Origin of the sequence: Winslowiella arboricola (genome assembly GCF_025527015.1) — a bacterium.
In the GTDB taxonomy this organism is placed as follows: domain Bacteria; phylum Pseudomonadota; class Gammaproteobacteria; order Enterobacterales; family Enterobacteriaceae; genus Erwinia; species Erwinia arboricola.
On sequence record NZ_JAODIM010000036.1, the window covers coordinates 113,605 to 138,809 of the forward strand.

The window sequence follows — 25,205 nt, forward strand, 5'->3', positions numbered from 1 at the left end:
GTTCCTTCCTGTTATTACGCGTCGTCACCGAACCAGCAGATATTGCGCGCAGCCATAATCAGCTCGCCGGCCTGCTCATCGCTGAGGCCTTCAATATCCGACAGATCGTCAACACCCTGCTCAGCAAGATCTTCCAGCGTGCAAACACCTTTTGCCGCCAGTTTGAATGCCATTGCGCGCTCCAGACCTTCCAGATTCAGTAAATCATCTGCAGGTTTGGTATCGCCAAGGCTCTCTTCTTTTGCCAGTGCCAGAGTGGTCAACGCATTTTTCGCACGGTCGCGCAGCGCTTCTACCATATCTTCATCGAGGCCATCGATTTCCAGCAGTTCGTTGATCGGCACATAGGCCAGCTCTTCCAGAGAGGAGAAGCCTTCTTCAACCAGAACGGTGGCAAATTCTTCATCGATATCAAGATGTCTGGTAAAGACGTCAATGGCTGCATGTGCTTCAGCCTGGTGCTTGGCTTGCAGGTCGTCGACCGTCATCACGTTCAGATCCCAGCCACTCAGCTGAGATGCCAGACGCACGTTTTGGCCGTTACGGCCGATCGCCTGAGCCAGGTTTCCGGCTTCAACAGCGATATCCATGGTGTGATTATCTTCATCCACCACGATAGACGCGACATCAGCAGGGGCCATCGCATTGATGACGAACTGCGCCGGGTTATCGTCCCACAGCACAATATCAATACGCTCACCGCCTAATTCGCTGGATACCGCCTGAACACGCGCTCCGCGCATACCAACACAAGCACCAACCGGGTCGATACGCTTGTCGTTAGTTTTCACCGCAATCTTGGCGCGAGAGCCTGGATCACGTGCGGCCGCTTTGATTTCAATCACTTCTTCGCCGATTTCCGGCACTTCAATGCGGAACAGTTCAATCAGCATTTCCGGCTTGGCGCGGCTGACAAACAGCTGTGCACCACGTGCTTCCGGACGCACAGCGTACAGCACGCCGCGAATTCGGTCACCCGGACGGAAGTTTTCACGTGGCAACATATCTTCACGCACGATAACCGCTTCCGCATTGCTACCGAGGTCTAAGGTGATGTTGTCGCGGTTTACTTTCTTCACCACGCCAGTGATGATTTCGCCTTCATGCTCACGGAACTGATCAACCACCATCGCGCGCTCAGCTTCACGTACTTTCTGTACGATAACTTGCTTCGCGGTCTGGGTAGTGATGCGGTCGAAGGTGACAGATTCAATCTGATCTTCAACATAACCGCCGAGATCGAAGGATTCATCTTCATAGCGCGCTGCATCCAGCGTAATTTCACGGGTCGGTTGTGTCACTTCGTCCACAATCACCCAACGGCGGAAGGTATCAAAATCGCCGCTTTTCCGATCGATGCTAACGCGAACATCGATCTCTTGTTCGTATTTTTTCTTGGTCGCAGTGGCCAGCGCGCTCTCCAGCGCTTCGAAAATCTTCTCACGCGGGAGAGATTTTTCGTTAGAAACTGCCTCTACAACAGCTAAGATTTCTTTGTTCATCCTGGTTAGCCTCAATCCGGACGTTTAAAAGTGGGGGACCAGGTTCGCTTTCTGAATATTAGTCAGTGCGAACACTTCATCGCTACCCTCAACGGTAACAGTGATCATTTCACCTTCAACAGATTTAATGATGCCCTGCCATTTGCGGCGGTTTTGTACGGCCATACGCAATACGACATTAACGGTTTCGCCAACGAATTGCGCGTAGTGTGCTGCGGTAAACAGGGGGCGTTCCAGGCCCGGGGAGGAAACTTCAAGGTTATAGGCGACAGTGATAGGATCTTCGACATCCATTACCGCGCTCACCTGATGGCTTACATCAGCACAATCGTCAACATTGATACCGTTTTCACTATCAATATAGATGCGCAACGTGGAAGTGCGAGCTCGCACAAACTCAATGCCTACCAGTTCGTAGCCAAGCGCTTCTACCGGTGCCGAAATCAGCTCTGTTAATTTTTGCTCTAATGTGGACAAGGCCACCCCCAAGACATAAAAAAAGGGCCTAATAGCCCAGTGTTACGATAGCCTGATAACAAAAAACCCCGAAAATTCGGGGCTTAATGCGACTGGACCCTGTACGCCGCAATTGCGGCTCGGCACACAATCCAAAAGAATTTTTTTCAAAACTCACTGAGAATGCGCCATACGATGCATACAGTATATTTGAAAAAGAACTCTAAGGGAAAGTGGTTGCGGGGGCCGGATTTGAACCGACGACCTTCGGGTTATGAGCCCGACGAGCTACCAGGCTGCTCCACCCCGCGTCCGAAAACGTGGCGAATATTACGCCGAACATGCAATAAATGCAAGTAATACTGAGATTTGGTACCGAGGACGGGACTTGAACCCGTAAGCCCAATCGGGCACTACCACCTCAAGGTAGCGTGTCTACCAATTCCACCACCTCGGCACTATTTTTACGATTTTTTTACGACTTGAATGTCGGCGACTTTTTTTTCTGTCGCAGCGAAATAAAACTGTAACGACTTTATTACTGCATTACTGCGGGATATCACTTGCCGGTTTCGCTGGCGCAGGCTGTTCAGTCTGTGCTGGCGCGGTCAAATTTTCCCACGTACTGCCTTTGGTGGTTTTGTTGCTGTTCAGGTTACCCAGAACCAGGCTGATAATGAAGAACAGGGTTGCCAGCACTGCAGTCATACGGGTCATAAAGTTGCCTGAACCGCCTGAACCAAACAGTGTACCGGAAGCGCCTGCACCGAAGGAGGCTCCCATATCAGCGCCTTTACCTTGTTGCAGCATGATCAGACCTACAAGGCCGATAGACACAATAAGGAAAATTACCAGAAGAGCTTCGTACATAATCAACCTGTTCCTTGCGCGATTAACGCACATCAAAAGCTTCACACCAGTCAAATGGATGTTGTCGTCATTACCCACCTGAAGCGGGTGTGAATACTAACCAAAGGGCCCTGTACACGCAAGTGCAATTTCAATGCCGGTCACTGATTGCGGAAAAAAACCGCAAATACGCATTATGAAGAGCAAAATCTGCTCCAGCAAAGCCGCTATCGTGCAAATCTTCAGCACGGGCGGCGAGAACGCCGCCCCTACGCAGGGTGGTCTGAAACGCTGTAGGGGAGCCGTTATCGGCTCCCGCTGATGCCGTGCTAATCATCAACACGGGCGGCGAGAACGCCGCCCCTACAAGAGATTGATTAAACTGCCTTTACCGCATCGGCGATACGATGGGCCAGCGCGGTCACCTGCGCTTCATCTTCGCCTTCCACCATGACGCGAATCAACGGCTCAGTGCCGGATTTACGTAATAGCACCCGACCGCGGCCATGTAACTCTTTCTCTACACCAGCAGTGATCTCTTTTACTGTCGCATCTTCCAGCGGATCATTTTCACCACTGAAACGCACATTCACCAGAATCTGTGGCAGCAGCTTCATACCGCTGCACAGATCGTGCAGGGTCATATGGTTGCGCACCATTGCGGTAAGCACTTGCAAACCTGCCACAATGCCGTCGCCGGTGGTGGTTTTGTCCAGCAGAATCACATGGCCAGAGTTTTCCGCGCCGATGCGCCAGCCCTTCTCCTGCAGCTTCTCCAGCACATAGCGGTCGCCCACTTTGGCGCGGACAAATGGAATACCCAGCTGCTTCAGCGCCAGCTCCAGACCCATATTGCTCATCAGCGTGCCCACTACACCACCGCGCAGCTGGCCCTGACGCAATCCTTCACGGGCAATGATATACAGAATCTGGTCGCCATCGACTTTATTGCCCAGATGGTCAACCATCATAATGCGATCGCCGTCGCCATCGTAAGCCAGGCCGATATCGGCCTTCTCCGCCAGCACACGCGCCTGCAGCATCCGCACATCGGTGGCGCCGCACTCTTTATTGATATTCATCCCGTCCGGCGTGCAGCCAATGGCAATTACCGTTGCGCCCAGTTCACGCAGCACATTTGGCGCGATGTGGTAAGTGGCGCCATTGGCGCAGTCCACCACAATTTTCAGCCCGTTCAGGCTAAGTTCGCTGGGAAAAGACCCTTTACAGAACTCTATATAACGACCTGCGGCATCAACAATGCGGCTGGCGCGGCCCAGTTCGGCTGAATCGACGCAGGTGATGGGTTTTTCCATCTCGGCTTCAATCGCTTCTTCCACATCGTCAGGCAGTTTAGTGCCATCAATCGAAAAGAATTTAATGCCGTTGTCATCGAAAGGGTTATGGGAGGCGGAAATAACAATCCCCGCTTCAGCGCGGAAGGTGCGCGTCAGATAAGCTACCGCTGGCGTAGGCATCGGGCCGGTAAAGGCCGCGGAAAGTCCCGCCGCCGCAAGGCCAGCTTCCAGTGCCGACTCCAGCATATAACCCGAAATGCGCGTATCTTTACCGATGATAATTTTCTTTGAGCCGTGGCTCGCCAGCACCTTGCCAGCCGCCCAGCCAAGTTTCAGCACAAAATCAGGGGTAATCGGCGTTTCACCCACTTTGCCGCGAATGCCATCGGTACCAAAATACTTACGATTACTCATAGCGTTACTATTCCTTCGCTGATCGTGTCGCTTCGACAACTCGCATCGCCTCGACGGTTTCTTTAACATCATGTACGCGCACAATTTGCGCACCCTGCATCGCGGCAATCACCGCGCAGGCAATACTGCCGGTTAAACGCTGCGAAGGTCCGACATTCAACAGCTGTCCTACCATCGACTTACGCGACATACCGACTAACAGCGGCAAACCGAAATGATGAAAATCGGCCAGATGTGCCAGCAGTTGATAATTGTGAGACAGATTCTTACCGAAACCAAAGCCCGGGTCGAGCAGCAACTGCTCTTTTTTAATTCCTGCCGCGGTGCAACGTGCGATCTGCTGCACAAAATACGCATCGACTTCCGCCAGCAGATTGTCATAGTGCGGCGCCTGCTGCATTGACTGTGGGTTGCCCTGCATATGCATCAGACAGACCGGCAGGCCCGTTTCCGCTGCTGCTTCCAGCGCACCCGGCTCCTGCAATGAGCGAATGTCATTAATAATGTGAGCACCCACTCGCGCCGATTCGCGGATCACTTCCGGCTTTGAGGTATCCACCGAGATCCATACTTCAAAACGCTGAGCGATAGCTTCTACCACCGGAATCACCCGCTCCAGCTCGTCTTCAACGCTGACTTCCGCCGCACCTGGACGGGTTGACTCACCGCCGATATCAATAATGGTCGCACCGGCGTTGATCATCTCATTCGCATGGGTCAGCGCCTGAATCAGTGAATTATGTTTGCCGCCATCGGAAAAAGAGTCGGGTGTGACATTCAAAATGCCCATGACTTGTGGATAAGAGAGATCCAAAACCGAGTTTCTGGCGTGCAGCTTCATTTTGATTTTCCTTTGGCAACAGGGAGCCGATAACGGCTCCCCTACAGAGGGTTTACGTAGGGGCGACGATATCGCCGCCCGGGTTCATGCATAAAAAACCCCGGACAGCGCCGGGGTTTTACAGGGGGTTCAGTCGATTCAACAAATATGAATTATTTGTCGCCTAACTGCTCAGACATGGTGTTGCCTGGGTTGGGCGTACGTGGTTCATCGACCGGACGCGGCGCTTTTGGCGTACCGTTGTTATCTGAATTATTGCTGTTGCCTGGTGCATCATCCCAGCCAGCTGGCGGGCGAACTTCACGGCGTGCCATCAAATCATCAATCTGCGGCGCATCAATGGTTTCATACTTCATCAGCGCGTCTTTCATCGCGTGAAGGATGTCCATATTCTCATTTAACAGGCGGCGTGCACGCTGGTAGTTCTGCTCAACCAGCAATTTAACTTCCTGGTCGATAATGCGCGCAGTCTCATCAGACATATGCTTGGCCTTTGCCACCGAACGACCGAGGAATACTTCACCCTCTTCTTCGGCATACAGCAATGGACCCAGTTTTTCCGAGAAGCCCCACTGTGTCACCATGTTACGCGCGATGTTCGTAGCGACTTTAATGTCGTTAGAAGCACCGGTAGAAACATGTTCCACACCGTAGATAATCTCTTCAGCCAGACGGCCGCCGTACAGCGTGGAGAGCTGACTTTCCAGTTTCTGCCGGCTGGCGCTGATAGCGTCGCCTTCAGGCAGGAAGAAGGTCACACCCAGCGCACGTCCGCGCGGAATAATCGTCACTTTATGCACCGGATCGTGCTCTGGCACCAGACGACCGATAATCGCGTGGCCTGCTTCGTGGTAAGCCGTTGACTCTTTCTGCGCTTCCGTCATTACCATGGAGCGACGTTCCGCACCCATCATAATTTTGTCTTTCGCTTTTTCGAACTCAACCATCGACACAACACGTTTATTACCACGAGCAGCAAACAGCGCTGCTTCGTTGACAAGGTTGGCCAAATCCGCACCGGAGAAGCCTGGCGTACCACGGGCAATCACTGACGCATCAATATCTGTCGCTAATGGCACGCGACGCATATGCACTTTCAGAATCTGTTCACGGCCACGCACATCTGGCAGACCAACCACAACCTGACGGTCGAAACGGCCCGGACGCAGTAATGCAGGGTCCAGTACATCAGGACGGTTAGTCGCGGCGATTACGATAATGCCTTCATTACCTTCGAAGCCATCCATCTCAACCAGCATCTGGTTCAGGGTCTGCTCACGCTCATCGTGACCACCGCCTAAACCGGCGCCACGCTGACGGCCTACGGCGTCAATCTCATCGATAAAGATGATACAAGGCGCAGCTTTCTTCGCTTGTTCGAACATATCACGGACGCGGGATGCACCCACACCAACGAACATTTCAACGAAGTCAGAACCGGAAATGGTAAAGAACGGCACTTTTGCTTCGCCTGCAATCGCTTTCGCCAGCAGGGTTTTACCGGTACCCGGTGGCCCCACCATCAGTACGCCTTTCGGAATTTTACCGCCCAGTTTCTGGAAGCGGCTCGGCTCGCGCAGGTATTCCACCAGCTCGCCGACTTCCTCTTTCGCTTCGTCACAACCTGCGACGTCGGCAAAGGTGGTTTTGATCTGATCTTCAGTCAGCATGCGGGCCTTACTCTTGCCGAAGGACATCGCGCCCTTACCGCCGCCGCCTTGCATCTGACGCATAAAGAAGATCCAGACACCGATCAACAACAGCATCGGGAACCATGAAATAAAGATTGAAGCCAGCAGGCTCTGCTCTTCTGGTGGTTCACCGACAACTTTTACATTTTTGGTCAACAGGTTATCGAGCAACTTGGGATCGTTGACAGGGATGTAGGTCGTGTATCGATTACTGTCTTTTTTGGTTACGTTGATTTCACGCCCGTTAATACGTGCCTCGCGGACCTGATCCTGGTTCACTTCTGACAGGAAGGTTGAGTAATCAACCCTACGGCCACTCGACTCGCTGGGCCCAAAGCTCTGGAATACAGACATCAGCACGACTGCGATGACCAACCAGAGAATTAGGTTTTTCGCCATGTCACTCAAGGGATTAACCTCATATTACAACAGTGTTAACAGACAGCGTAGGGTACTATATATCCTGCCTACTTGGAATCGCAGCGGTGTTGACGACGCTCGCTCGCCCGAATCACTTACTGACGTAAGCTCATCGGGACTCACTCTCTTGTCGCCTTGCTGCGATTCCAGGTATTTTGGCTATAGTTTGCGCCCTGTCGCTACAATGTACACTTCACGCGATCGAGCCCGCGAAGCGTCCGGCTTACGAATTTTTACTTTCGTAAACAGGGAGCGAATCTCCCGGAGGTATTCATCAAAGCCATCTCCCTGAAATACTTTCACTAAAAAACTGCCGCCAGGTGCCAGAACATCACGACACATCTCCAGCGCCAGTTCAACTAAATACATCGACCGGGGAATATCAACGGCAGGTGTACCGCTCATGTTGGGTGCCATATCCGACATCACAACCTGAACTTTCTCTTCACCAACGCGTTCCAGCAGCGCCTTAAGCACTAATTCTTCACGAAAATCGCCCTGAAGGAAATCGACACCGACAATAGGATCCATCGGTAGAATATCACAGGCGATAATGCGACCCTTGTTACCAATCTGCGTGACCACATATTGTGACCAGCCACCCGGTGCCGCGCCAAGATCGACGACGGTCATGCCCGGCTTAAACAGCTTGTCGCCCTGCTGTATCTCATCAAGTTTAAACCAGGCGCGCGAGCGCAACCCTTTTTTCTGTGCCTGAAGCACATATTTATCGCTAAAGTGTTCCTGTAGCCAGCGGCTGGAACTGGCCGAACGCTTTTTACCAGTCATACAATTTCCAACTATTCTTCATCATAAGCGATAAATAAACCGCCCAAAACGGTTCTGCCGTTTGGTGATACACTCGAGATGGCGGTAGAATGTACCGTTTTCAATCCCAATGTAAGTAAAAAATACGATGAATCTGAGTACCAAACAAAAACAGCACCTGAAAGGTCTGGCCCATCCGTTAAAGCCCGTCGTCATGCTGGGTAACAATGGCCTGACTGAAGGTGTGCTGGCCGAGATCGAACAAGCACTCGCACACCATGAGTTAATCAAGGTGAAAATCGCGACGGAAGACCGTGAAACCAAAACCCTCGTGGTAGAGGCTATTGTACGCGAGACGGGTGCAAGTAACGTGCAGGTAATCGGCAAAACGCTGGTGCTGTATCGTCCATCAAAGGAACGCAAAATTTCCATTCCGCGTTAATGGCCTGAACGACGCACTTCAGGGTGCTCAAGGCTCATTAGATGGCAAAAGTGCCATGCTCCTGCATCAGATAAAAGGCCGCACTGCGGCCTTTTTCCTTTCTTTACAATCAATGGTGGTCAGTCAAGCCGGCCGTCAGATGTACGCAATTTTCAGAATTTCATACTCTACGTCGCCGCCTGGGGTCTTAATCACCACCACATCGTCAACTTCTTTGCCGATCAGACCGCGTGCCATCGGTGAATTAACAGAGATCAGGTTCTGCTTAAAGTCCGCCTCATCATCGCCAACAATACGATACGTAAACTCTTCATCACTCTCCACGTTTAATACGCTAACCGTGGAACCAAAGATGACGCGACCATTGGCGTTCATTTTAGTGACGTCGATCACCTGGGCATTAGAAAGTTTAGCTTCAATTTCCTGAATGCGGCCTTCACAGAACCCCTGCTCTTCACGCGCAGCATGGTATTCAGCGTTCTCTTTTAAATCACCATGCTCACGCGCATCAGCAATTGAGGCAATAATTCTGGGGCGTTTAACGGTTTTCAGCTCTTCGAGCTCTTCGCGCAATTTTTCTGCGCCCCTTAACGTCATCGGAATCTGGTTCATCTCAATACCTCGTAATCTGTCCTGTTCAAAGTGTCGTCATCCTGACGGGGTGACTGCAGATACCGCGTTCTGCGGCGCTTACTGCTGAATTGCAAACAAAAGAAACCTGACCCGGAGAATATCCCCAGGGTCAGGATCGGTTTTGCATTTTGATACGTATTTTAACCCAGAGTTCCTTATGGGTCATCGTTTACTTTGCACCTCAATGCACCGTAGTATGACGGCTCGTTTACTGTCAGTACCGCGAGATTATGCGATTTTCACGACTTGTTACCGGATTTACCTTCGCGTTTATGCTGCAAGCAAACGCTGCGCCCGTAGAAGAGTACAGCCAATATTTGCCAGATGGCGCAAATCTGGCGCTATTGGTACAGAAAATAGGCGCAACCACGCCGATTATTGACTATCACGGCCAACAGATGGCGCTACCGGCAAGTACCATGAAAGTGGTCACTGCGCTGGCGGCACTGCTGCAACTGGGGCCGGACTACCGTTTCCATACCACCCTTGAGAGCAAAGGCTCACTGGCGGATGGCACCCTGCGTGGCGATCTGATTGCGCGCTTTGGCGGCGATCCGACGCTGACACGCCAGGATCTGCGCAATATGGTCGCGGTGTTAAAGAAACAGGGTGTACAGCATATTCAGGGCAATCTGGTAATCGATACTTCGGTATTCGCCAGTCACGATAAAGCGCCGGGCTGGCCGTGGAACGATATGACCCAGTGCTTCAGCGCCCCGCCAGGCGCGGCAATTGTTGACCGCAACTGCTTCTCGGTTTCACTTTACAGTGCGCCAAACCCGGGTGATAACGCCTTTATCCGCGTTGCCTCATATTATCCGGTAAATATGTTCAGTGATGTGCGCACCCTGGCAAAAGGCTCAGCAGACGCTCAATACTGCGAACTGGATGTGGTGCCGGGTGAACTCAACCGCTTTACCCTTACCGGCTGTATGACACAGCGTTCCGATCCGCTGCCGCTGGCTTTCGCGGTGCAGGATGGCGCCAGTTACGCCGGGGCGATTCTGAAAGATGAGTTACAGGATGCCGGCATTGATTACAGCGGCCATCTGGTGCGCGAAAGACGACAAAATGACGCCGGCACCGTACTGGCGCAGACGCAATCCGCACCACTGCGCGATCTGCTGAAAATCATGCTGAAAAAGTCCGACAATATGATTGCCGATACGGTGTTCCGTACTATCGGTCACGAACGCTTTAACGTGCCGGGCACCTGGCGCGCGGGATCCGATGCGGTGCGCCAGATCCTGCGGCAAAAAGCCAATATCGATCTCGGTAATAGCATCCAGGTGGATGGTTCTGGCCTGTCGCGCCACGATTTAATCTCTCCGGCCACCATGATGCAGGTCCTGCAATATATTGCGCAAAACGATCAGCAGCTGAATATTATCTCGATGCTGCCGCTGTCAGGCTACGATGGCACATTGCGTTATCGCGGTGGTCTGCATGAGGCGGGGGTTGATGGCAAGCTCTCGGCAAAAACCGGTTCGTTGCAGGGCGTCTATAATCTGGCAGGGTTCCTGACCACCGCCAGTGGTCAGCGGGTGGCCTTTGTCCAGTTCCTCTCTGGCTATGCGGTTCCGCCGCAGGATCAGCGCCAGCGTCGTATTCCACTGGTGCGCTTTGAGAGCCGTCTCTATAAAGATGTTTATCAAAATAACTGAGTGCTGATGAAAGTACTGATTATTGAAGATGATTTGCTGTTACAGGAAGGTATTGCCCTGGCCATGAGTGGCGAAGGCTACGCCGTGGATTGCGCATCCAGCGCCGCGCAGGGCAACGCATTGCTGCACAGCGCTCAGTACAGTCTGATTGTGCTCGACCTCGGTCTGCCGGACCGCGATGGCGCCGACCTGCTGCGTCAGTGGCGCCGTGAGGCGGTTGATCTGCCGGTGCTGATCCTGACAGCGCGTGATGCGCTGGAAGATCGTGTTAGCGGGCTGGATGCTGGCGCCGATGACTATCTGATTAAGCCGTTTGCGCTGGCTGAGCTAAAAGCGCGGGCGCGGGCGTTGATCCGCCGCTATCAGGGGCGCAGCGACAACCAGCTGCTACATGGCGACCTGGCGTTAAATCTCTCCTCGCAACAGGTGTTTATTGAACAGCAGCCGGTTGAAATTACACCGAAAGAGTTCGCATTGCTCACCCGTCTGTTAATGCGCATCGGCGAAACTGTCCATCGCGAAACCCTGCAACAGGATCTCTATAGCTGGCAGGATGACACCGGTTCTAACACTCTGGAGGTGCATATCCATAATCTGCGCCGTAAGCTGGGTAAAGACCGTATCAGAACCGTACGCGGCGTCGGCTACCGGCTGGAAGAACGTGCATGAACAGTATGCGTCGGCGTTTACTGATTATGCTGGCGCTGATACTGCTGACCTGCCAGCTGATGAGCGCCATCTGGCTGTGGCATGAAAGTCGTGAGCAGATAAGTTTTCTGGTGAATGAAACCCTCTCCGCCAAAGCCCGCAACCAGCATGTTGAAAATGAGATTCGTGAAGCCATCGCCTCGCTGCTACTGCCTTCACTGGTGATGGTCTGTTTTACGCTGCTGCTCTCGTTCTGGGCCATCAGCTGGATTATCCGGCCGCTGAAATCGCTGCAGCACAGTCTTGCCGAACGCTCTGCGGATAATCTCTCCCCCCTGCCGCTTTATTCCGATATGGATGAAATCGTCGCGGTGACCGGCTCGCTGAACCAGTTACTGGGCCGTCTCGACCATACGCTGCAACAGGAGCGGCTGTTTACCGCCGATGCCGCCCATGAGCTGCGCACACCGCTGGCCGGATTGCGGTTGCACCTGGAACTACTGCAACAGGATGGCGTGAAACAGGGGGCGATGTTGGTGGCGCGCATCGATCAGCTGATGCATGTGATTGAGCAGCTGCTGATGCTGTCACGCGCCGGGCAGGCGTTAGCCAGTGGTCACTACCAAACGCTAAATATCAGTCAGGATATTATTGATCCTTTACAGCAAGAGATGAATGAACTGATGGCACAGCGCGATCAGACCCTGCATTGGCCACAGACCACGCCACTGACGGTACAGGGGGATGCGGTATTGCTACGTTTAATGCTACGTAATCTGCTGGAGAATGCCTCGCGTTACAGCCCGGCTGGCAGCCATATCAGCGTTGAGCTGGCGGCACTGCAGCAAGGTGTGGTTCTGGAGGTTCGTGATGAAGGCCCGGGAATTGAGGAAAATGCGGCGCAGGATTTGACCAAAGCATTTCGCCGTATGGATCAGCGCTACGGCGGCAGTGGTTTAGGGTTAAATATCGTGATGCGAATTGTGCAGCTGCACCGGGGTAAACTCGAACTGAAAAATCGTGAAGATCGCAGTGGGCTCTCTGCCCGTTGCTGGCTAGCCAATATCTTCTAATTTTATTAATCAATATTTCCTCGCGATACAGAAAGTAATAAAACATTTCCCCACCAGCCCAAACCGGGCCTTTCAGAATATTCCCAGACCTTCTGCTGTTGGTCTCAATAAAATTGTAAAGCTGAAACCACCAAAATAGTTTCCCTTCGTAAAACAGAGCCAGTTATAACCTGATTATTCTGTTAATCGCCTGTCGTCAGTTAATTTTACTTTCCTTTGTCGTAACAGAATTAATTCACGAAAGCTGAGTGAGTTAAAATATGAGCGGATGACATTATCGCAATAAATTTCCTCAATGCGTTAAAGCGAGGTGATAAAATGTCGACAAAAAGATACACCCTTTCCGAACTGAAACATTACGCTAATCAATGTCATGTACTCTATAGCGATCTGGATGAAGAAGGTCATTTGCTTGAGTTTGACGATAATTATGCGAAGCGCGAGAGGCTGCAAATCGATCGGGAATATGCGGCTTACACATTAACAGAAGATGAAAATGCCGGTATGCCGTGTAATGCCGACGACTGGCCAAATGGTGATGAAGAGTCTGAGGATGATGAACTGGAAGAAGATGTCACTCAGCGTTCAGGTTGCCCCGGTGGTAATATTGAAACCGGTGTCTGCTCGCCAAATAACGTTCGCCACAACTGGATGGAGAGATATAGTGGGCACTCTCACTTACGCATCCAGGATCTGTTACTGCCCGGTAGCCATAACTCAGGCTCAGATAAGCAAGCGCCATACACCTCGTCGAATACCACCTGTCAGGATATCGCCCCTTACCGGCAACTTTACTGGGGTATCCGGGTGCTGGATATTCGCGCACGATTTTATTCAGGTTACCCGACAGGCGATCCGCGGCGTTTTATTATTCACCATGGCGATATCACCTCCGGACGCACGATAAAAACCGATATTCTGGATGCCATCAATGCCTTTATTTTCAGCAATCCGCTGGAAATTATTATCCTCAATTTCCATAACCTTTCACATTTCACTGACACTATATACGCTGAACTGGCGTTGTTGATTAAGAAGACGCTGGGTGAAGGACGGATTATCCCTTCAGGCATGGCCAATCGGCGCATACGTGATATCTGGGCGACACCGCGTCGGGTGGTGATTGCCTGGGGCGATCGCCATCGGGACACGATGTTCTGGAACGATGTGAACCGGCTGTGGCACGGCAGTAATCTTATCTCTACAGCTGCACTGAAAAGATGGATGGATGAGCTGCCCGGACGTGAGCAGAAACCTGACTGGGAGTTGCGCGCGATACAGTGTGCCAAATATGTGCTGCCATTCCATGTTCCGGATGATTTCTCACCAAAGATACGCGAATGGTTCTATTCAACCGATAAAAATAGCTATATTCAACGTTTTAACATTATTAATACTGACTGGTCATTGCGGCAAAGGTTAGTGGATAACTGTATTCATGGAAATTATTTTCGTGATGTCAGCGTTAATTTTCACTATGGCGTCAAGGTATGGGGCTATTACGACGAATGGAGTCGCGAGGGAGATTTTTATCATACTTACTATGATAATGTTTGGTATTATTTTCAGAGAAAAAGAAATGCAGACTATGGATTTTTCCCTTTACCCCGGATGGAAAACAGTGACTGGAAAGCAGTATATATTCACTGGCAATATGAAGGGGGCGTTCCTCCTGGTGGATTATCTTTTGATCTTTCACAGCCACGATATCGTCTTTTCGCTACCACGCTAAACGGTAGCTTGTTGCAAATCCCCTGTTTGTGGGATGGCAACACCCGGCGGGGTAATATTGGCGATGTCTATATGTATGACAACCCTTACAATAACACCCGGGAATTCTTTCTTTTAAGAACCGAGAATTACTGGTATTTTCCAACCGACTCAACAAGCAATGCCAACTGGCAATATTTAGGACGGGCGGTGATCAATGATATGTTCCCACCCCCCTCGGTTGTTGAGTTAATACGCGCGCAAGTGCACAGAGCCAACGGCACTACGCCGACCACCATCGATGCTGAGCAGACAACGCCGGACGAATGTTCGTCGCCGGAGAGAACATCTCCGCCTGTCAGCCGCAAGGATTGTCATTCTCACCATCATCATAGAAGATATTTACGAGAGGAAGATAAATGGAAATAACTTCATCTGGTAATAACCTGTCCTACTCTAACGTTACTTCCGCCAGTAACGGCGGTAACCATACGGCATGGTCTTACCCACTAAGCAATGTGACCAATTCCCAGGCAAGACTTTTGTCCAAATTTGCCAGGGCAGAATATTACAGTCTGACCCGCCGGGCAGCAGCATGCGTCGAAGCTCTCAACGCTAAGCTGGCGGAGCGCGAACAATGCGAGGAACATATCGGTCGCTTCACAGAGCTGGCGCCTCAGCTGTTAGCTGGCTCAGACTCTGAGCAACACTGGCGGGACCTTGAAATCCTGGAATCCCTCAGAATCCTGTTTAAACAGCAGTGTACGGATGACAATATTCCCGCCAGCAGACAGGCAGGTGATTCATTGATGCTCATCAGCAGCACCAGCCAGCAGATGATCCACTACACCCAGCAAGAGCGGGCAAAGTGTGGGGATTGTTATAATCAGTTATCGCAGCATGCCAGTAGCCAGCCAATTGCACTTGATATCACCAATCATACTGACCCGTTGACCGCTGATCTTGTGGCTTTCAATGGCCACCTGCAACATCTGCATCCCATGTCGGTGGGCGGCGAACTGGCGGAAAATACCGAACAACAATTATTACTGCGCCAGTCATGGTATCAACATTTTGGTGACCGCAGATCCACTGGATTAGCCCAACTGGAGAAATGTGTACTGAAACATGATAAACGCATTCAAGCGCTTGCCGCAGTACAAAAGTCGGCTGAGCGCCCGCTGGCGTATTTCGCTCAACTGGTAGTGAAGTTTTATCAGTGGGTTACTGCAGGAAAATAAGCTGAGTTACGGGGAAAGTGCGCCTTTCCCCGTTTACTGTCAGAAGTGCGTATTCAGACTCATATAAAAGGTCCGGCCCGACTCGTTATAAGTATTGGCGCCGGCGCCATACATATAAGAACTGGTATTATCGTTACCGGTAGTTTGCGCATTACCCTGGCGGTAGTGGCGCTTATCAAACAGGTTGTCGATACCCAGCGTCACGCTGGCGTACTTATTGACATCATAAGTACCGCTCAGGCCGATAACCGAGTAAGGGCTGACTTCATTCAGCTCTGAGCCGCTGACCGCTTCCCCTTTATAATTGTACTTCTTCGGCGTCTGGCGGCCATACCAGGTCAGGGTGGTTTGCAGCGACAGATCCTGCATCGCCTGCCATGCCAGCGTGGAGTTCAGCGTATATTCTGGAATGATCGACAAACGATCGCCGGTCTCCTTATTCTTACTCTGCAACATATACGTCAGATTGTTGTTCCAGCTAATGCTGTCGCTAACCGGAATATTGACCGTTCCTTCCAGTCCTTCGACTACCGCTTTGGGCACATTTTCCCATTTGTAGACGTCGGTGCTGCCGCTGGTTGAGGTGCCGGAAGGCTCGTAGCCCGATTCAATCTTGTTGCGGTAATCGTTGCGGAACCAGGTTACGCCCGCCTGATAACCTTCATGCTTATACTCAATGCCGATCTCTTTATTGATGCTGGTCTCGGCTTTAAGATCCTCATTACCCACCAGATAGCAGGCGCCGGAGCTGTCAGCACAGCCCTGTCCACGGCTGTAAAGGACATAGTTCGGGTTGGTCTGATACAGGCTCGGCGCTTTATAAGCGCGGGCGATACCCATTTTCAGCGTAAAGTCATCGGACAGTCCTTGCGTCAGATTCAGCGACGGGCTCCAGTTATTGCCGACAATACTGTGATGATCAAAACGCAATCCCGGCACTAACATGGTGCTGTCGGTCAGCTCCATATTATCTTCCGCAAACAGCGAGAAAATCTCCGCAGAAGAGTACGGGCTACGGTTGCTGCTGCTGATACCGTCGATATCACCGCCCGACAGCGCCTGGGTATTGGACAAGTTATCCTTCATGCGCTGCTGATTCCATTCGGTGCCGATGGTGGCGGTCTGATTCACCAGCCATGCAAAAGGAATGCTCACCTCACTGTGCAGCAGTACGTCGTCCAGCTGGATATCGGAGAAGCCGTCGTCAGAGAAGATACCTTCAGTTCCGCCCGCCAGCCCTTCATTCATGCGCGAGTTACGGGTTTTTTCATACTGAGCGAAGTTTTTTGTGCTGACGCCATTATCCCAGGCGCCAGTCCAGGTGATGGCAAAATTCTGGCGATACATACGGTTAGTTTCATCGCCGTATTTACTCTGCACCAGCGTGCTGGTATTGGTATTTTGCGTATCACCGGCATACAGGTTGCCCTGACGGCTGTAACCCGCCTCAAACTCCAGCGCCTGCATCGGGGCAAAGGCCCAGCGCAGCAAACCGTTAATATCTTTATTGACCGAACCTTCACGCCCCGCAGGCACCGTATCAGCATAGGTACCGGTACGCAGCGACTGATGGCCTTCGTTAATAAACTGCGCATCTGCCTGAGTTTTACTTAACCCGCCATACAGACGAAAACTGACATCATCGCCCAGCGGCCCGGTCAGGCTGAAGTTGGTGCGCTTTGTCGCGCCTTCGTCACTGTGCTGTGGCACGTTAAAATAGCTGTCCCAGGAGCCATGCCACTGACTGCTGTCTTTTTTGGTGATGATATTCACCACGCCACCGGCGGCGCCGTTACCATAACGCGCCGCAGCCGGGCCACGGATCACTTCAATATGGTCGATCATTTCCGGCGGCACCCAGTTACTGTCACCGCGGGTGTCGCGCTCACCGCGCCAGCCCAGGCGTACTGAGTTACGGCTGGTCACCGGCCGCCCATCGATCAGCATCAGGGTATTTTCCGGCCCCATGCCGCGAATATCGATCTGGCGATTGTTGCCGCGCTGACCACTGGTGGAATTACCGGTCAGATTAACGCCCGGCATGGTACGAATAATTTCAGAGACATCACGCGCCGGCGGTCTTTTTTTGATTTCATCGGCGGTTATCGTCGATACGCCTGGCGCCTGCAGCGTTTGCTCCGCGGCGGTAACCAGCATGGTGCCTTCACTGGCATCAATGCTGTCTGTCGAGGCGCTGCTGCTATCTGCTGCTCGCACCCCAGAGGAAAATGCTGTGACCATGCCTGGTACAATTAAAATTACTAAAGATAAACGCGAAAGTTTCTTCATTTTATTATCCTGGAAAATCCACATCACGGCGTAATCGCGATGTGACCTCGCCAACAATACTGACGTGTTATGTCGCTGAAGGAACGGCGGCTCCCCTGCTGAAAAGGGATTTCAGCATTACTAATGGGGCACATTAACAGCGCGCATTGGGAGCCACCCTGACACTCATTGTTACCGCTTAAGGTTGAGCGGAAACACCGTATTGCAAATACAAATAATTATCAATACGATTATTAATTGCATTGCTAAACAATACAGTTTGATAAAAGTGGCTATGGCGGGGATTACCGGGGGTTATATGGCAGGAGTACAAATAAACAGGGGCACATAAAGTGCCCCTTCGCTATCAACGCTGATAGATGATTTCGACGCCTTCGTCGTCATCTTCGTCCCAGTCGTCATCCCACTCTTCATCGTCTTCAACCGGAATTTCAGCTTCTGCCAGTTGCTCACGATGATAGTCGTCCCACATAAATTCGACTTTCTCGGGTTTCTTCTCTTCTTCCGGCGCTTCTTTCGGGTTTGCGACGATAAATGACATCACATCCCAGCACAGTGCGTTAACACCTGCGCGGTTCGCCGCAGAGATCAGGTAGTACTTATCATCCCAGCCCAGCGCTTCAGCAATCGCTTTGGCGCGTGCTGCGGCTTCTTCGTCATCCAGCAGATCGACTTTATTGAACACCAACCAGCGCGGTTTCTGGAACAGTTTTTCGCTATATTTTTCCAGCTCGCCGACAATGATACGGGCATTTTCGATCGGATCGGATTCATCGATCGGCGCGAGATCGATAAGGTGTAACAGAACACGACAGCGCTCAAGGTGCTTCAGGAAGCGAATCCCCAGACCAGCACCTTCCGCGGCGCCTTCAATCAGGCCAGGGATATCAGCAATAACAAAGCTTTTTTCGCTGTCCATACGCACCACACCCAGGCTTGGCACCAGAGTGGTAAACGGATAGTCCGCCACTTTTGGCTTAGCCGCGGAGACCGCGCGGATAAAGGTCGATTTACCGGCGTTAGGCAGGCCAAGCATGCCCACGTCCGCCAGCAGCATCAGCTCTAACTGCAGATCGCGCTTCTCACCTGCTGTACCCATGGTCTTCTGACGCGGTGTACGGTTGATGGAAGATTTAAAGCGGGTGTTGCCCAGTCCGTGCCAGCCGCCTTTCGCCACCATGGTTTTCTGCTCATGGCGTGTCATATCACCAATGGTTTCACCGGTGCCCTGATCGATAATACGGGTACCAACCGGCACCTTGATAACGATATCTTTACCACGTTTGCCGGTGCAGTCACGGCTCTGACCATTCTGGCCACGTTCAGCGCGGAAAGCTTTCTCAAAGCGGTAATCGATTAAGGTATTCAGGTTTTCATCGGCGACCATATAGACGTCACCGCCATCCCCGCCGTCGCCACCATCGGGACCGCCATTAGGGATATATTTTTCACGACGGAAGCTTACACAGCCATTACCGCCGTCACCGGCAGATACCAGAATTGTCGCTTCATCTACAAACTTCATTTTACTTCTCCGTAACTCATTCGCCCGTTGACCGGAGCGGTGGCACCGGGACGGGTTTGTTCCGCTGAGGCCACAAGCGATGACCAATTGCGGAAAACATGGCGCCAGCCACCACAACTATCGCGCCGATATAACCCAACAGGTTGAGTATCGGCTCCGCGAAAAAGTCGGGCCAGGCCAGCGATAATAATTCTGAAAACAGCAGCGTAAACAAGGGGGTCAACGTTACTAAGGCGCTGACCTGCGCTGCCTGCCAGCGCGCATAAGCTTCCGCTAACGCGCCATAGCCGACCAGGGTATTCAGGCCGCAAAACAACAGGCAAACCATTTGCCAGCCATCGAGCTGCAGCAATTTAGTCAGCTGCGCCAATGGCAATAAGGATATAGTACATAAAATGTACAGCAAAAACAGAATTTGCTGTGAGGCAAGACGGCGCAGCAGTACTTTTTGCGTCACCCCATAGATGATCCACACGGCTGCGGCGCCGACGCCAAATATCACACCCAGCGTATAATCCGACAGGCGCGTAAAGATTTCGCTCAGACTGGTATTAAAGAACATCACCAGGCCACAAATTAAGGTAGCAGCACCAATAATCTGCGTAACACGCATCTTTTCCTTCAGGATAAAGACGCTGGCAATCATCATTCCAGCTGGCGCCAGCTGCGCAATCACTTGCGAAGCCGTCGGACTCAGATACTGCAAAGATGAGCTGAACAGGACAAAGTTACCCAGCAAACCACCGGTAGCAATCACCAGCAGTAAAGCCCAGCGTGGCCGTACACAAATGCGCACTGGCGGTAACCGACGCTTCAGCGCCAGAATTATCCCCAGCCCTGCCGCTGCCAATAAAAAGCGGTAAAACACGATGGTAAAGGGATCCATCACCACCAGCAGCTGCTTCATCGCGATGGGCAGTGAGCCCCAGCACATAGCGGTAACCAGTGCCAACAGGATACCTGTTCCTGCCTGCTGTTTCATAGCCGGCCTTCCTGCCGTCAGGTCAGTAAAGACCAGAATGTAAAAAGCCCCGCAACAAATGCGGGGCTTATCTTCGTCAGTTAAAGCCGTCTTATGCAGAACGGCTTATGACGCGAAAACCTTACTCAGCAACGATGCTGATATACTTACGGTTGTTCGGGCCTTTAACTTCGAATTTGACCTTGCCGTTTGCAGTTGCAAACAGGGTGTGGTCACGACCGCAACCTACATTGCTGCCAGCGTGGAATTTGGTGCCACGTTGACGAACGATGATGCTACCAGCCAGAACTGATTCGCCACCGAAACGCTTAACGCCGAGGCGTTTTGCATTGGAATCGCGACCGTTACGAGTGGAGCCGCCAGCCTTTTTATGTGCCATTTGTCAGATCTCCTCTTAGGCGCTGATGCCAGTGATTTTCACATCAGTGAACCACTGACGATGGCCTTGCTGCTTACGGTGGTGTTTACGACGACGAAACTTAACGATCTTAATTTTCTCGCCACGACCGTGAGCAACGATTTCTGCTTTGATCAGGCCACCAGATACTAATGGTGCGCCGATCTGAACGTCTTCGCCGTTTGCAATCATCAGAACCTGGTCGAACTCAATAGTTTCGCCGGTTGCGATGTCCAGCTTTTCCAGGCGAACGGTCTGACCTTCGCTTACTCGGTGTTGTTTACCACCACTTTGGAAAACCGCGTACATATAAAACTCCGCTTTCCGCGCTTGCCTTCTTTTAATTTTCAGGCGGCGCTATAAATATTCACAATAGGGCGCGAATTCTACGCAAATTCCGTGCGATTGACAAGAGTCCAATGCAAAGGATTGCAGAAAAAAAACGCAGGGTGATTCCGGGCGTTTCTCCGTCTCGTTTTTCAAGTACAATCTGTAATACATTACTTGCCGCGAGCACGAATAAGGCGCTTATCATGACCCTAAATAATTCGGGCCGCAGGAAGGCGGCCAGCCCGCCCATCCCCAGGAGCATAGATAGCTATGTGACTGGGGTGGGCGGGTGCAGCCAACACACCTGCGACCCGAAGTATGACGGGTATAGCATTGAACAGAGCGATAGGCAGTGAACAGAGCGATAGCTGAACAGACTGATGAACATAGAACAGATAAATGAATTAACCGCGCAGGATATGGCGGCCGTCAACGAGACAATCCTCGAACAACTGAATTCAGATGTTTCTCTCATCAATCAGTTGGGATATTACATCATCAGCGGAGGGGGGAAACGTATTCGCCCGATGATTGCTGTGCTCGCCGCACGCGCCATCAACTATACGGGTAAGCAGCACGTCACCGTGGCTGCGTTGATTGAATTTATCCACACTGCAACCCTGTTGCACGACGATGTGGTGGATGAATCCGATATGCGCCGTGGTAAAGCCACCGCCAATGCCGCATTTGGCAATGCCGCCAGTGTACTGGTAGGCGACTTCATCTACACACGCGCCTTCCAGATGATGACCAGCCTTGGCTCATTACGCGTGCTGGCGCTGATGTCAGAAGCGGTTAACGTGATTGCAGAAGGCGAAGTTCTGCAACTGATGAACTGTAACGATCCCGATATTACTGAAGAGAGTTATATGCGGGTGATTTACAGCAAAACTGCGCGTTTATTCGAAGCTGCGGCGCAATCTTCTGCGATCCTCGCCGATGCCAGCGAAGCGCAGGAAAAAGCGTTGCAGGATTATGGACGTTATATCGGCACGGCGTTTCAGCTGATTGACGATCTGCTGGATTACAGTGCAGATGGTCAGACACTGGGTAAAAATGTCGGTGACGATCTGAGTGAAGGCAAGCCAACGCTGCCGCTGCTCCATGCGATGCAGCACGGCAACCCTGAACAGGCGGCGATGATTCGCAAAGCCATCGAAGAGGGTAATGGCCGTCATTTACTGGAACCGGTTCTGGAAACCATGCGCCAGTGTGGTTCGCTGGAGTGGACGCGCAGCCGTGCCGAGCAGGAAGCAGATAAAGCCATTACGGCTTTAAAAGCGCTGCCGGAATCGCCGTCGCGTAGTGCGCTGGAAGCACTGGCTCATATGTCGGTACAGCGCGAGTTCTGAGTTATTCGGGGAGCGCCAGGGTGTTCCCCACCCCGTTCCACCGATGTTGTTGCAACGATTTTCATAACTTCTGCGCGCCAAAACACAATCCCTTCTTTCGCCTCAATAATTACTGGAATTTTATGTCCAGTAATTGCTATAAAACGCCCAGTAACGTCAATCAGGCTTATCACTGATTTAAATAAATGGACTTATTCAATGAAGGATTGCTTATGCATATAAGAAACCAGGACTGGCACTCGGCAGACATTATCGCAGCATTACGCAAACGTGGGACTTCGCTTGCCGCAGTTTCCCGTCAGGCGGGGTTAAGCTCTTCAACCTTAGCCAATGCGCTTACCCGTCCCTGGCCAAAAGGGGAATGGCTGATTGCAGACGCCATTGAAATACATCCGGCAGCGATCTGGCCCAGCCGTTACTATGACCGTAAAACGCAGGAACTTATCAACCGCAAAAAGCTGATACGCGTCAGTAATAGCATGGATATATAGCGTTTTCGCGACAGCTCTTATGCGGGCACTTTTACAACATTCCCCAAACTGTTCTGTAACTTGTGCCACGATTTTCCCGGGCGCTAGCTGCGCATAGGTGGATTAGTGGCCTGACTGAAGATATTCGTGTGCGGGGATGCCAACCCGGACGACAGGATTTGATCAAATGGATATGACAACCACACCCCATGACGCTGTGTTTAAAAATCTTATTACTGATGAGCCAACCGCAGGGACTTTCTGCAAACTCATCTGCCGACAGAACTGCTAAGGAGATAACGATGACTTTTGCAGGCATGATGCATCAGAAAGGATGGGACGAAGGACATGAGGAAAGGCGTCAGCCAATGCAGCAAGAGAAGCTGAAAATCGCCCGCACCATGCTGTTTGAAGGGCTGGCCCCTGCGCTGGTGATGAAGGTGACCGGCCTGACCACTGACGAGCTAAAATACTGCGACACAGCAACGGCCTGACACCGGTATCATAAAACCCTGTTGCCCATTGTTTTGGGCAACAGGGTTAACGATTATTCGCCGCTAATACGTTGAATATTTGCGCCCATCGCCATCAGCTTATCTTCAATATGCTCATAGCCACGGTCGATATGGTAGATACGATCGACGATAGTGGTGCCTTCCGCGATACAACCCGCCAGTACCAGGCTTGCTGAAGCACGCAGATCCGTTGCCATTACCTGCGCACCAGACAGCGTCTCAGTGCCGTGGCAAATCACCGTATTGCTCTCGATTTCCGCATGAGCGCCCATACGAATCAGTTCAGGCACATGCATAAAGCGGTTTTCAAAGATGGTTTCGGTGATCACACCGGTCCCTTCTGCCACCAAATTCAGCAGAGTAAATTGCGCCTGCATATCAGTCGGGAAACCAGGATGTGGCGAAGTACGCAGCGTTACCGCTTTCGGACGCTTGCCATGCATATCCAAGCTAATCCAGTCAGCACCGGTTTCAATCTCTGCACCGGCTTCACGCAGCTTAGCCAGCACTGCATCCAGCGTATCTGGCTGCGTATTATGACACAGCACCTTACCGCGGGAGATCGCTGCAGCCACAAGGAAAGTACCGGTTTCGATACGATCTGGCAGCACACGATAAACACCACCACCTAAACGCTCAACGCCTTCGATGGTAATACGATCGCTGCCTGCACCGCTGATTTTTGCACCAAGCGTATTGAGGAAGTTGGCAGTATCGACAATTTCCGGCTCGCGCGCAGCATTCTCAATCACGGTAGTACCGGTTGCCAGGGTCGCGGCGCTCATTATAGTCACAGTGGCGCCAACGCTGACTTTGTCCATGACGATATGTGCGCCTTTCAGGCGGCCATCAACGGAAGCTTTAACATAACCTTCTTCCAGTTTGATTTCCGCGCCAAGCTGCTCCAGGCCGGTAATATGCAGGTCAACCGGACGCGCGCCAATCGCGCAACCACCCGGCAGAGAAACCTGACCCTGACCAAAACGCGCCACCAGCGGGCCTAACGCCCAGATGGATGCGCGCATGGTTTTCACCAGGTCATAAGGGGCGCAGAAAATATTGACGTCGCTGGCATCAAGATGTACCGAGCCGTTACGCTCCGCTTTAACACCCAGCTGGCTAAGCAGCATCATGGTGGTATCAATGTCCTTTAGTTTCGGGACATTCTGAATCTCTACCGGCTCTTCCGCCAGCAGAGCGGCGAACAGGATCGGCAGTGCAGCATTTTTGGCGCCGGAGATTGTCACTTCACCACTCAGCCGGGTCGGACCCTGTACACGAAATTTATCCATTGCAACTGCTCTCTGTTGTCAGAAACATAAACGGCTGTCCGCCGGCTTCATATGAAAGCCACGCTGATACAGCTTAAAAACCGTTTAGCTTACGGTCGCGCGCCCACTCTGCAGGCGTATAGGTTTTGATAGAAACCGCATGAATGCGGTTGTCCGCAATATATTCCATCAGCGGCGCATACACGGCCTGCTGCTTTTTCACACGGCTCAGTTCCGCAAACATCTCGCCAACGGCGACCACCTGAAAATGGCTGCCATCACCCGTGACATGAACTTCTTCTAACGGTAACGCGCTCATCAGCACGGACTGAATTTCACTATTTTCCATGAGGCTCTAATTCGGTTGATAATAAACAGTGTGACATAGTAGTGGAAACGGCATTTATCTTAAACAAGCAAAAAG

24 protein-coding genes and 2 tRNA genes are annotated in these 25,205 nt (G+C 51.8%); 9 read left to right on the top strand and 17 right to left on the bottom strand.

Annotated elements, in window-relative coordinates; all coding sequences use genetic code 11:
• Positions 1-14: 14 nt before the first annotated feature.
• The 9 genes from nusA to rlmE all read right to left on the bottom strand — a co-directional run bounded on the left by nusA (position 15) and on the right by rlmE (position 8,260).
• Positions 15-1,502, bottom strand: a complete 1,488-nt coding sequence (gene nusA, locus N5923_RS04315) for a transcription termination factor NusA (protein ID WP_267142750.1) — start codon at positions 1,500-1,502, stop codon at positions 15-17.
• A 24-nt stretch (positions 1,503-1,526) separates the two neighbouring features.
• Positions 1,527-1,979: a ribosome maturation factor RimP gene (rimP, locus tag N5923_RS04320; RefSeq protein WP_026111740.1), complete on the bottom strand. Its 453-nt coding sequence runs from the start codon at positions 1,977-1,979 to the stop codon at positions 1,527-1,529.
• A 213-nt stretch (positions 1,980-2,192) separates the two neighbouring features.
• Positions 2,193-2,269, bottom strand: a tRNA-Met gene (locus N5923_RS04325).
• A 59-nt stretch (positions 2,270-2,328) separates the two neighbouring features.
• Positions 2,329-2,415, bottom strand: a tRNA-Leu gene (locus N5923_RS04330).
• Positions 2,416-2,504: 89 nt separating this feature from the next.
• Positions 2,505-2,828 carry a preprotein translocase subunit SecG gene (secG, locus tag N5923_RS04335; protein WP_267142751.1) on the bottom strand — a complete coding sequence of 108 codons (324 nt, stop codon included), beginning with the start codon at positions 2,826-2,828 and terminating at the stop codon, positions 2,505-2,507.
• A gap of 356 nt (positions 2,829-3,184) precedes the next feature.
• Positions 3,185-4,519, bottom strand: coding sequence for a phosphoglucosamine mutase (gene glmM, locus N5923_RS04340; protein ID WP_267142752.1), 1,335 nt, complete (start codon positions 4,517-4,519; stop codon positions 3,185-3,187).
• Positions 4,520-4,526: 7 nt separating this feature from the next.
• The gene (gene folP / locus N5923_RS04345; RefSeq protein WP_267142753.1) at positions 4,527-5,360 is read right to left on the bottom strand and encodes a dihydropteroate synthase; all 834 of its coding nucleotides are present in this window, start codon (positions 5,358-5,360) and stop codon (positions 4,527-4,529) included.
• Between the two features lie 152 nt (positions 5,361-5,512).
• Positions 5,513-7,450 carry an ATP-dependent zinc metalloprotease FtsH gene (gene ftsH / locus N5923_RS04350; protein ID WP_267142754.1) on the bottom strand — a complete coding sequence of 646 codons (1,938 nt, stop codon included), beginning with the start codon at positions 7,448-7,450 and terminating at the stop codon, positions 5,513-5,515.
• Between the two features lie 180 nt (positions 7,451-7,630).
• Complete coding sequence (gene rlmE / locus N5923_RS04355) at positions 7,631-8,260, bottom strand: 23S rRNA (uridine(2552)-2'-O)-methyltransferase RlmE (protein WP_267142755.1); 630 nt, start codon at positions 8,258-8,260, stop codon at positions 7,631-7,633.
• Positions 8,261-8,387: 127 nt separating this feature from the next.
• On the opposite strand from rlmE, the gene yhbY reads away from it, so the two are divergent.
• Positions 8,388-8,681 carry a ribosome assembly RNA-binding protein YhbY gene (gene yhbY, locus N5923_RS04360; protein WP_017801435.1) on the top strand — a complete coding sequence of 98 codons (294 nt, stop codon included), beginning with the start codon at positions 8,388-8,390 and terminating at the stop codon, positions 8,679-8,681.
• Between the two features lie 135 nt (positions 8,682-8,816).
• Here the strand turns inward: yhbY and greA are convergent, their stop codons facing one another.
• Entirely contained in the window at positions 8,817-9,293 is a 477-nt protein-coding gene (gene greA / locus N5923_RS04365; RefSeq protein ID WP_267142756.1) for a transcription elongation factor GreA, read from the bottom strand.
• A gap of 251 nt (positions 9,294-9,544) precedes the next feature.
• Here greA and dacB point away from each other — a divergent pair, with 251 nt between their 5' ends.
• The 5 genes from dacB (at position 9,545) to N5923_RS04390 (ending at position 15,650) form a co-directional block, all read left to right on the top strand.
• On the top strand, positions 9,545-10,978 hold the full coding sequence (gene dacB, locus N5923_RS04370) for a serine-type D-Ala-D-Ala carboxypeptidase (protein WP_267142757.1): 1,434 nt from the start codon (positions 9,545-9,547) through the stop codon (positions 10,976-10,978).
• 6 nt (positions 10,979-10,984) lie between these two features.
• Positions 10,985-11,647, top strand: coding sequence for a two-component system response regulator PmrA (gene pmrA, locus N5923_RS04375; protein ID WP_267142758.1), 663 nt, complete (start codon positions 10,985-10,987; stop codon positions 11,645-11,647).
• Positions 11,644-12,699, top strand: a complete 1,056-nt coding sequence (gene pmrB, locus N5923_RS04380) for a two-component system sensor histidine kinase PmrB (RefSeq protein WP_267142759.1) — start codon at positions 11,644-11,646, stop codon at positions 12,697-12,699. The genes pmrA and pmrB overlap by 4 nt, the downstream gene beginning before the upstream one ends.
• A 318-nt stretch (positions 12,700-13,017) precedes the next feature.
• The gene (locus tag N5923_RS04385) at positions 13,018-14,838 is read left to right on the top strand and encodes a PI-PLC domain-containing protein (protein WP_267142760.1); all 1,821 of its coding nucleotides are present in this window, start codon (positions 13,018-13,020) and stop codon (positions 14,836-14,838) included.
• Entirely contained in the window at positions 14,829-15,650 is an 822-nt protein-coding gene (locus N5923_RS04390) for a hypothetical protein (protein WP_267142761.1), read from the top strand. The genes N5923_RS04385 and N5923_RS04390 overlap by 10 nt, the downstream gene beginning before the upstream one ends.
• A 39-nt stretch (positions 15,651-15,689) precedes the next feature.
• On the opposite strand, the gene N5923_RS04395 is transcribed toward N5923_RS04390, so the two are convergent.
• From N5923_RS04395 to rplU, 5 genes are all read right to left on the bottom strand, one after another.
• Positions 15,690-17,939: a TonB-dependent siderophore receptor gene (locus N5923_RS04395; RefSeq protein ID WP_323372720.1), complete on the bottom strand. Its 2,250-nt coding sequence runs from the start codon at positions 17,937-17,939 to the stop codon at positions 15,690-15,692.
• Between the two features lie 346 nt (positions 17,940-18,285).
• The gene (gene cgtA, locus N5923_RS04400) at positions 18,286-19,464 is read right to left on the bottom strand and encodes an Obg family GTPase CgtA (RefSeq protein ID WP_267142762.1); all 1,179 of its coding nucleotides are present in this window, start codon (positions 19,462-19,464) and stop codon (positions 18,286-18,288) included.
• Between the two features lie 16 nt (positions 19,465-19,480).
• On the bottom strand, positions 19,481-20,446 hold the full coding sequence (locus N5923_RS04405) for a DMT family transporter (RefSeq protein ID WP_267142763.1): 966 nt from the start codon (positions 20,444-20,446) through the stop codon (positions 19,481-19,483).
• 121 nt (positions 20,447-20,567) lie between these two features.
• Positions 20,568-20,825 (bottom strand): 50S ribosomal protein L27, encoded by a 258-nt coding sequence (rpmA, locus tag N5923_RS04410; RefSeq protein WP_017801446.1) that lies wholly within the window; start codon positions 20,823-20,825, stop codon positions 20,568-20,570.
• Positions 20,826-20,840: 15 nt separating this feature from the next.
• On the bottom strand, positions 20,841-21,152 hold the full coding sequence (rplU, locus tag N5923_RS04415; RefSeq protein ID WP_017801447.1) for a 50S ribosomal protein L21: 312 nt from the start codon (positions 21,150-21,152) through the stop codon (positions 20,841-20,843).
• Positions 21,153-21,553: 401 nt separating this feature from the next.
• Here rplU and ispB point away from each other — a divergent pair, with 401 nt between their 5' ends.
• From ispB to N5923_RS04430, 3 genes are all read left to right on the top strand, one after another.
• Complete coding sequence (ispB, locus tag N5923_RS04420) at positions 21,554-22,525, top strand: octaprenyl diphosphate synthase (RefSeq protein ID WP_267142764.1); 972 nt, start codon at positions 21,554-21,556, stop codon at positions 22,523-22,525.
• 212 nt (positions 22,526-22,737) lie between these two features.
• Positions 22,738-23,016 (top strand): helix-turn-helix domain-containing protein, encoded by a 279-nt coding sequence (locus N5923_RS04425; protein WP_323372721.1) that lies wholly within the window; start codon positions 22,738-22,740, stop codon positions 23,014-23,016.
• Between the two features lie 281 nt (positions 23,017-23,297).
• Positions 23,298-23,489, top strand: a complete 192-nt coding sequence (locus N5923_RS04430) for a hypothetical protein (protein WP_267142765.1) — start codon at positions 23,298-23,300, stop codon at positions 23,487-23,489.
• Positions 23,490-23,542: 53 nt separating this feature from the next.
• Here the strand turns inward: N5923_RS04430 and murA are convergent, their stop codons facing one another.
• Positions 23,543-24,802: a UDP-N-acetylglucosamine 1-carboxyvinyltransferase gene (murA, locus tag N5923_RS04435; protein ID WP_267142766.1), complete on the bottom strand. Its 1,260-nt coding sequence runs from the start codon at positions 24,800-24,802 to the stop codon at positions 23,543-23,545.
• Positions 24,803-24,875: 73 nt separating this feature from the next.
• Positions 24,876-25,130: a BolA family iron metabolism protein IbaG gene (gene ibaG, locus N5923_RS04440; RefSeq protein ID WP_017801452.1), complete on the bottom strand. Its 255-nt coding sequence runs from the start codon at positions 25,128-25,130 to the stop codon at positions 24,876-24,878.
• Positions 25,131-25,205: the final 75 nt, after the last annotated feature.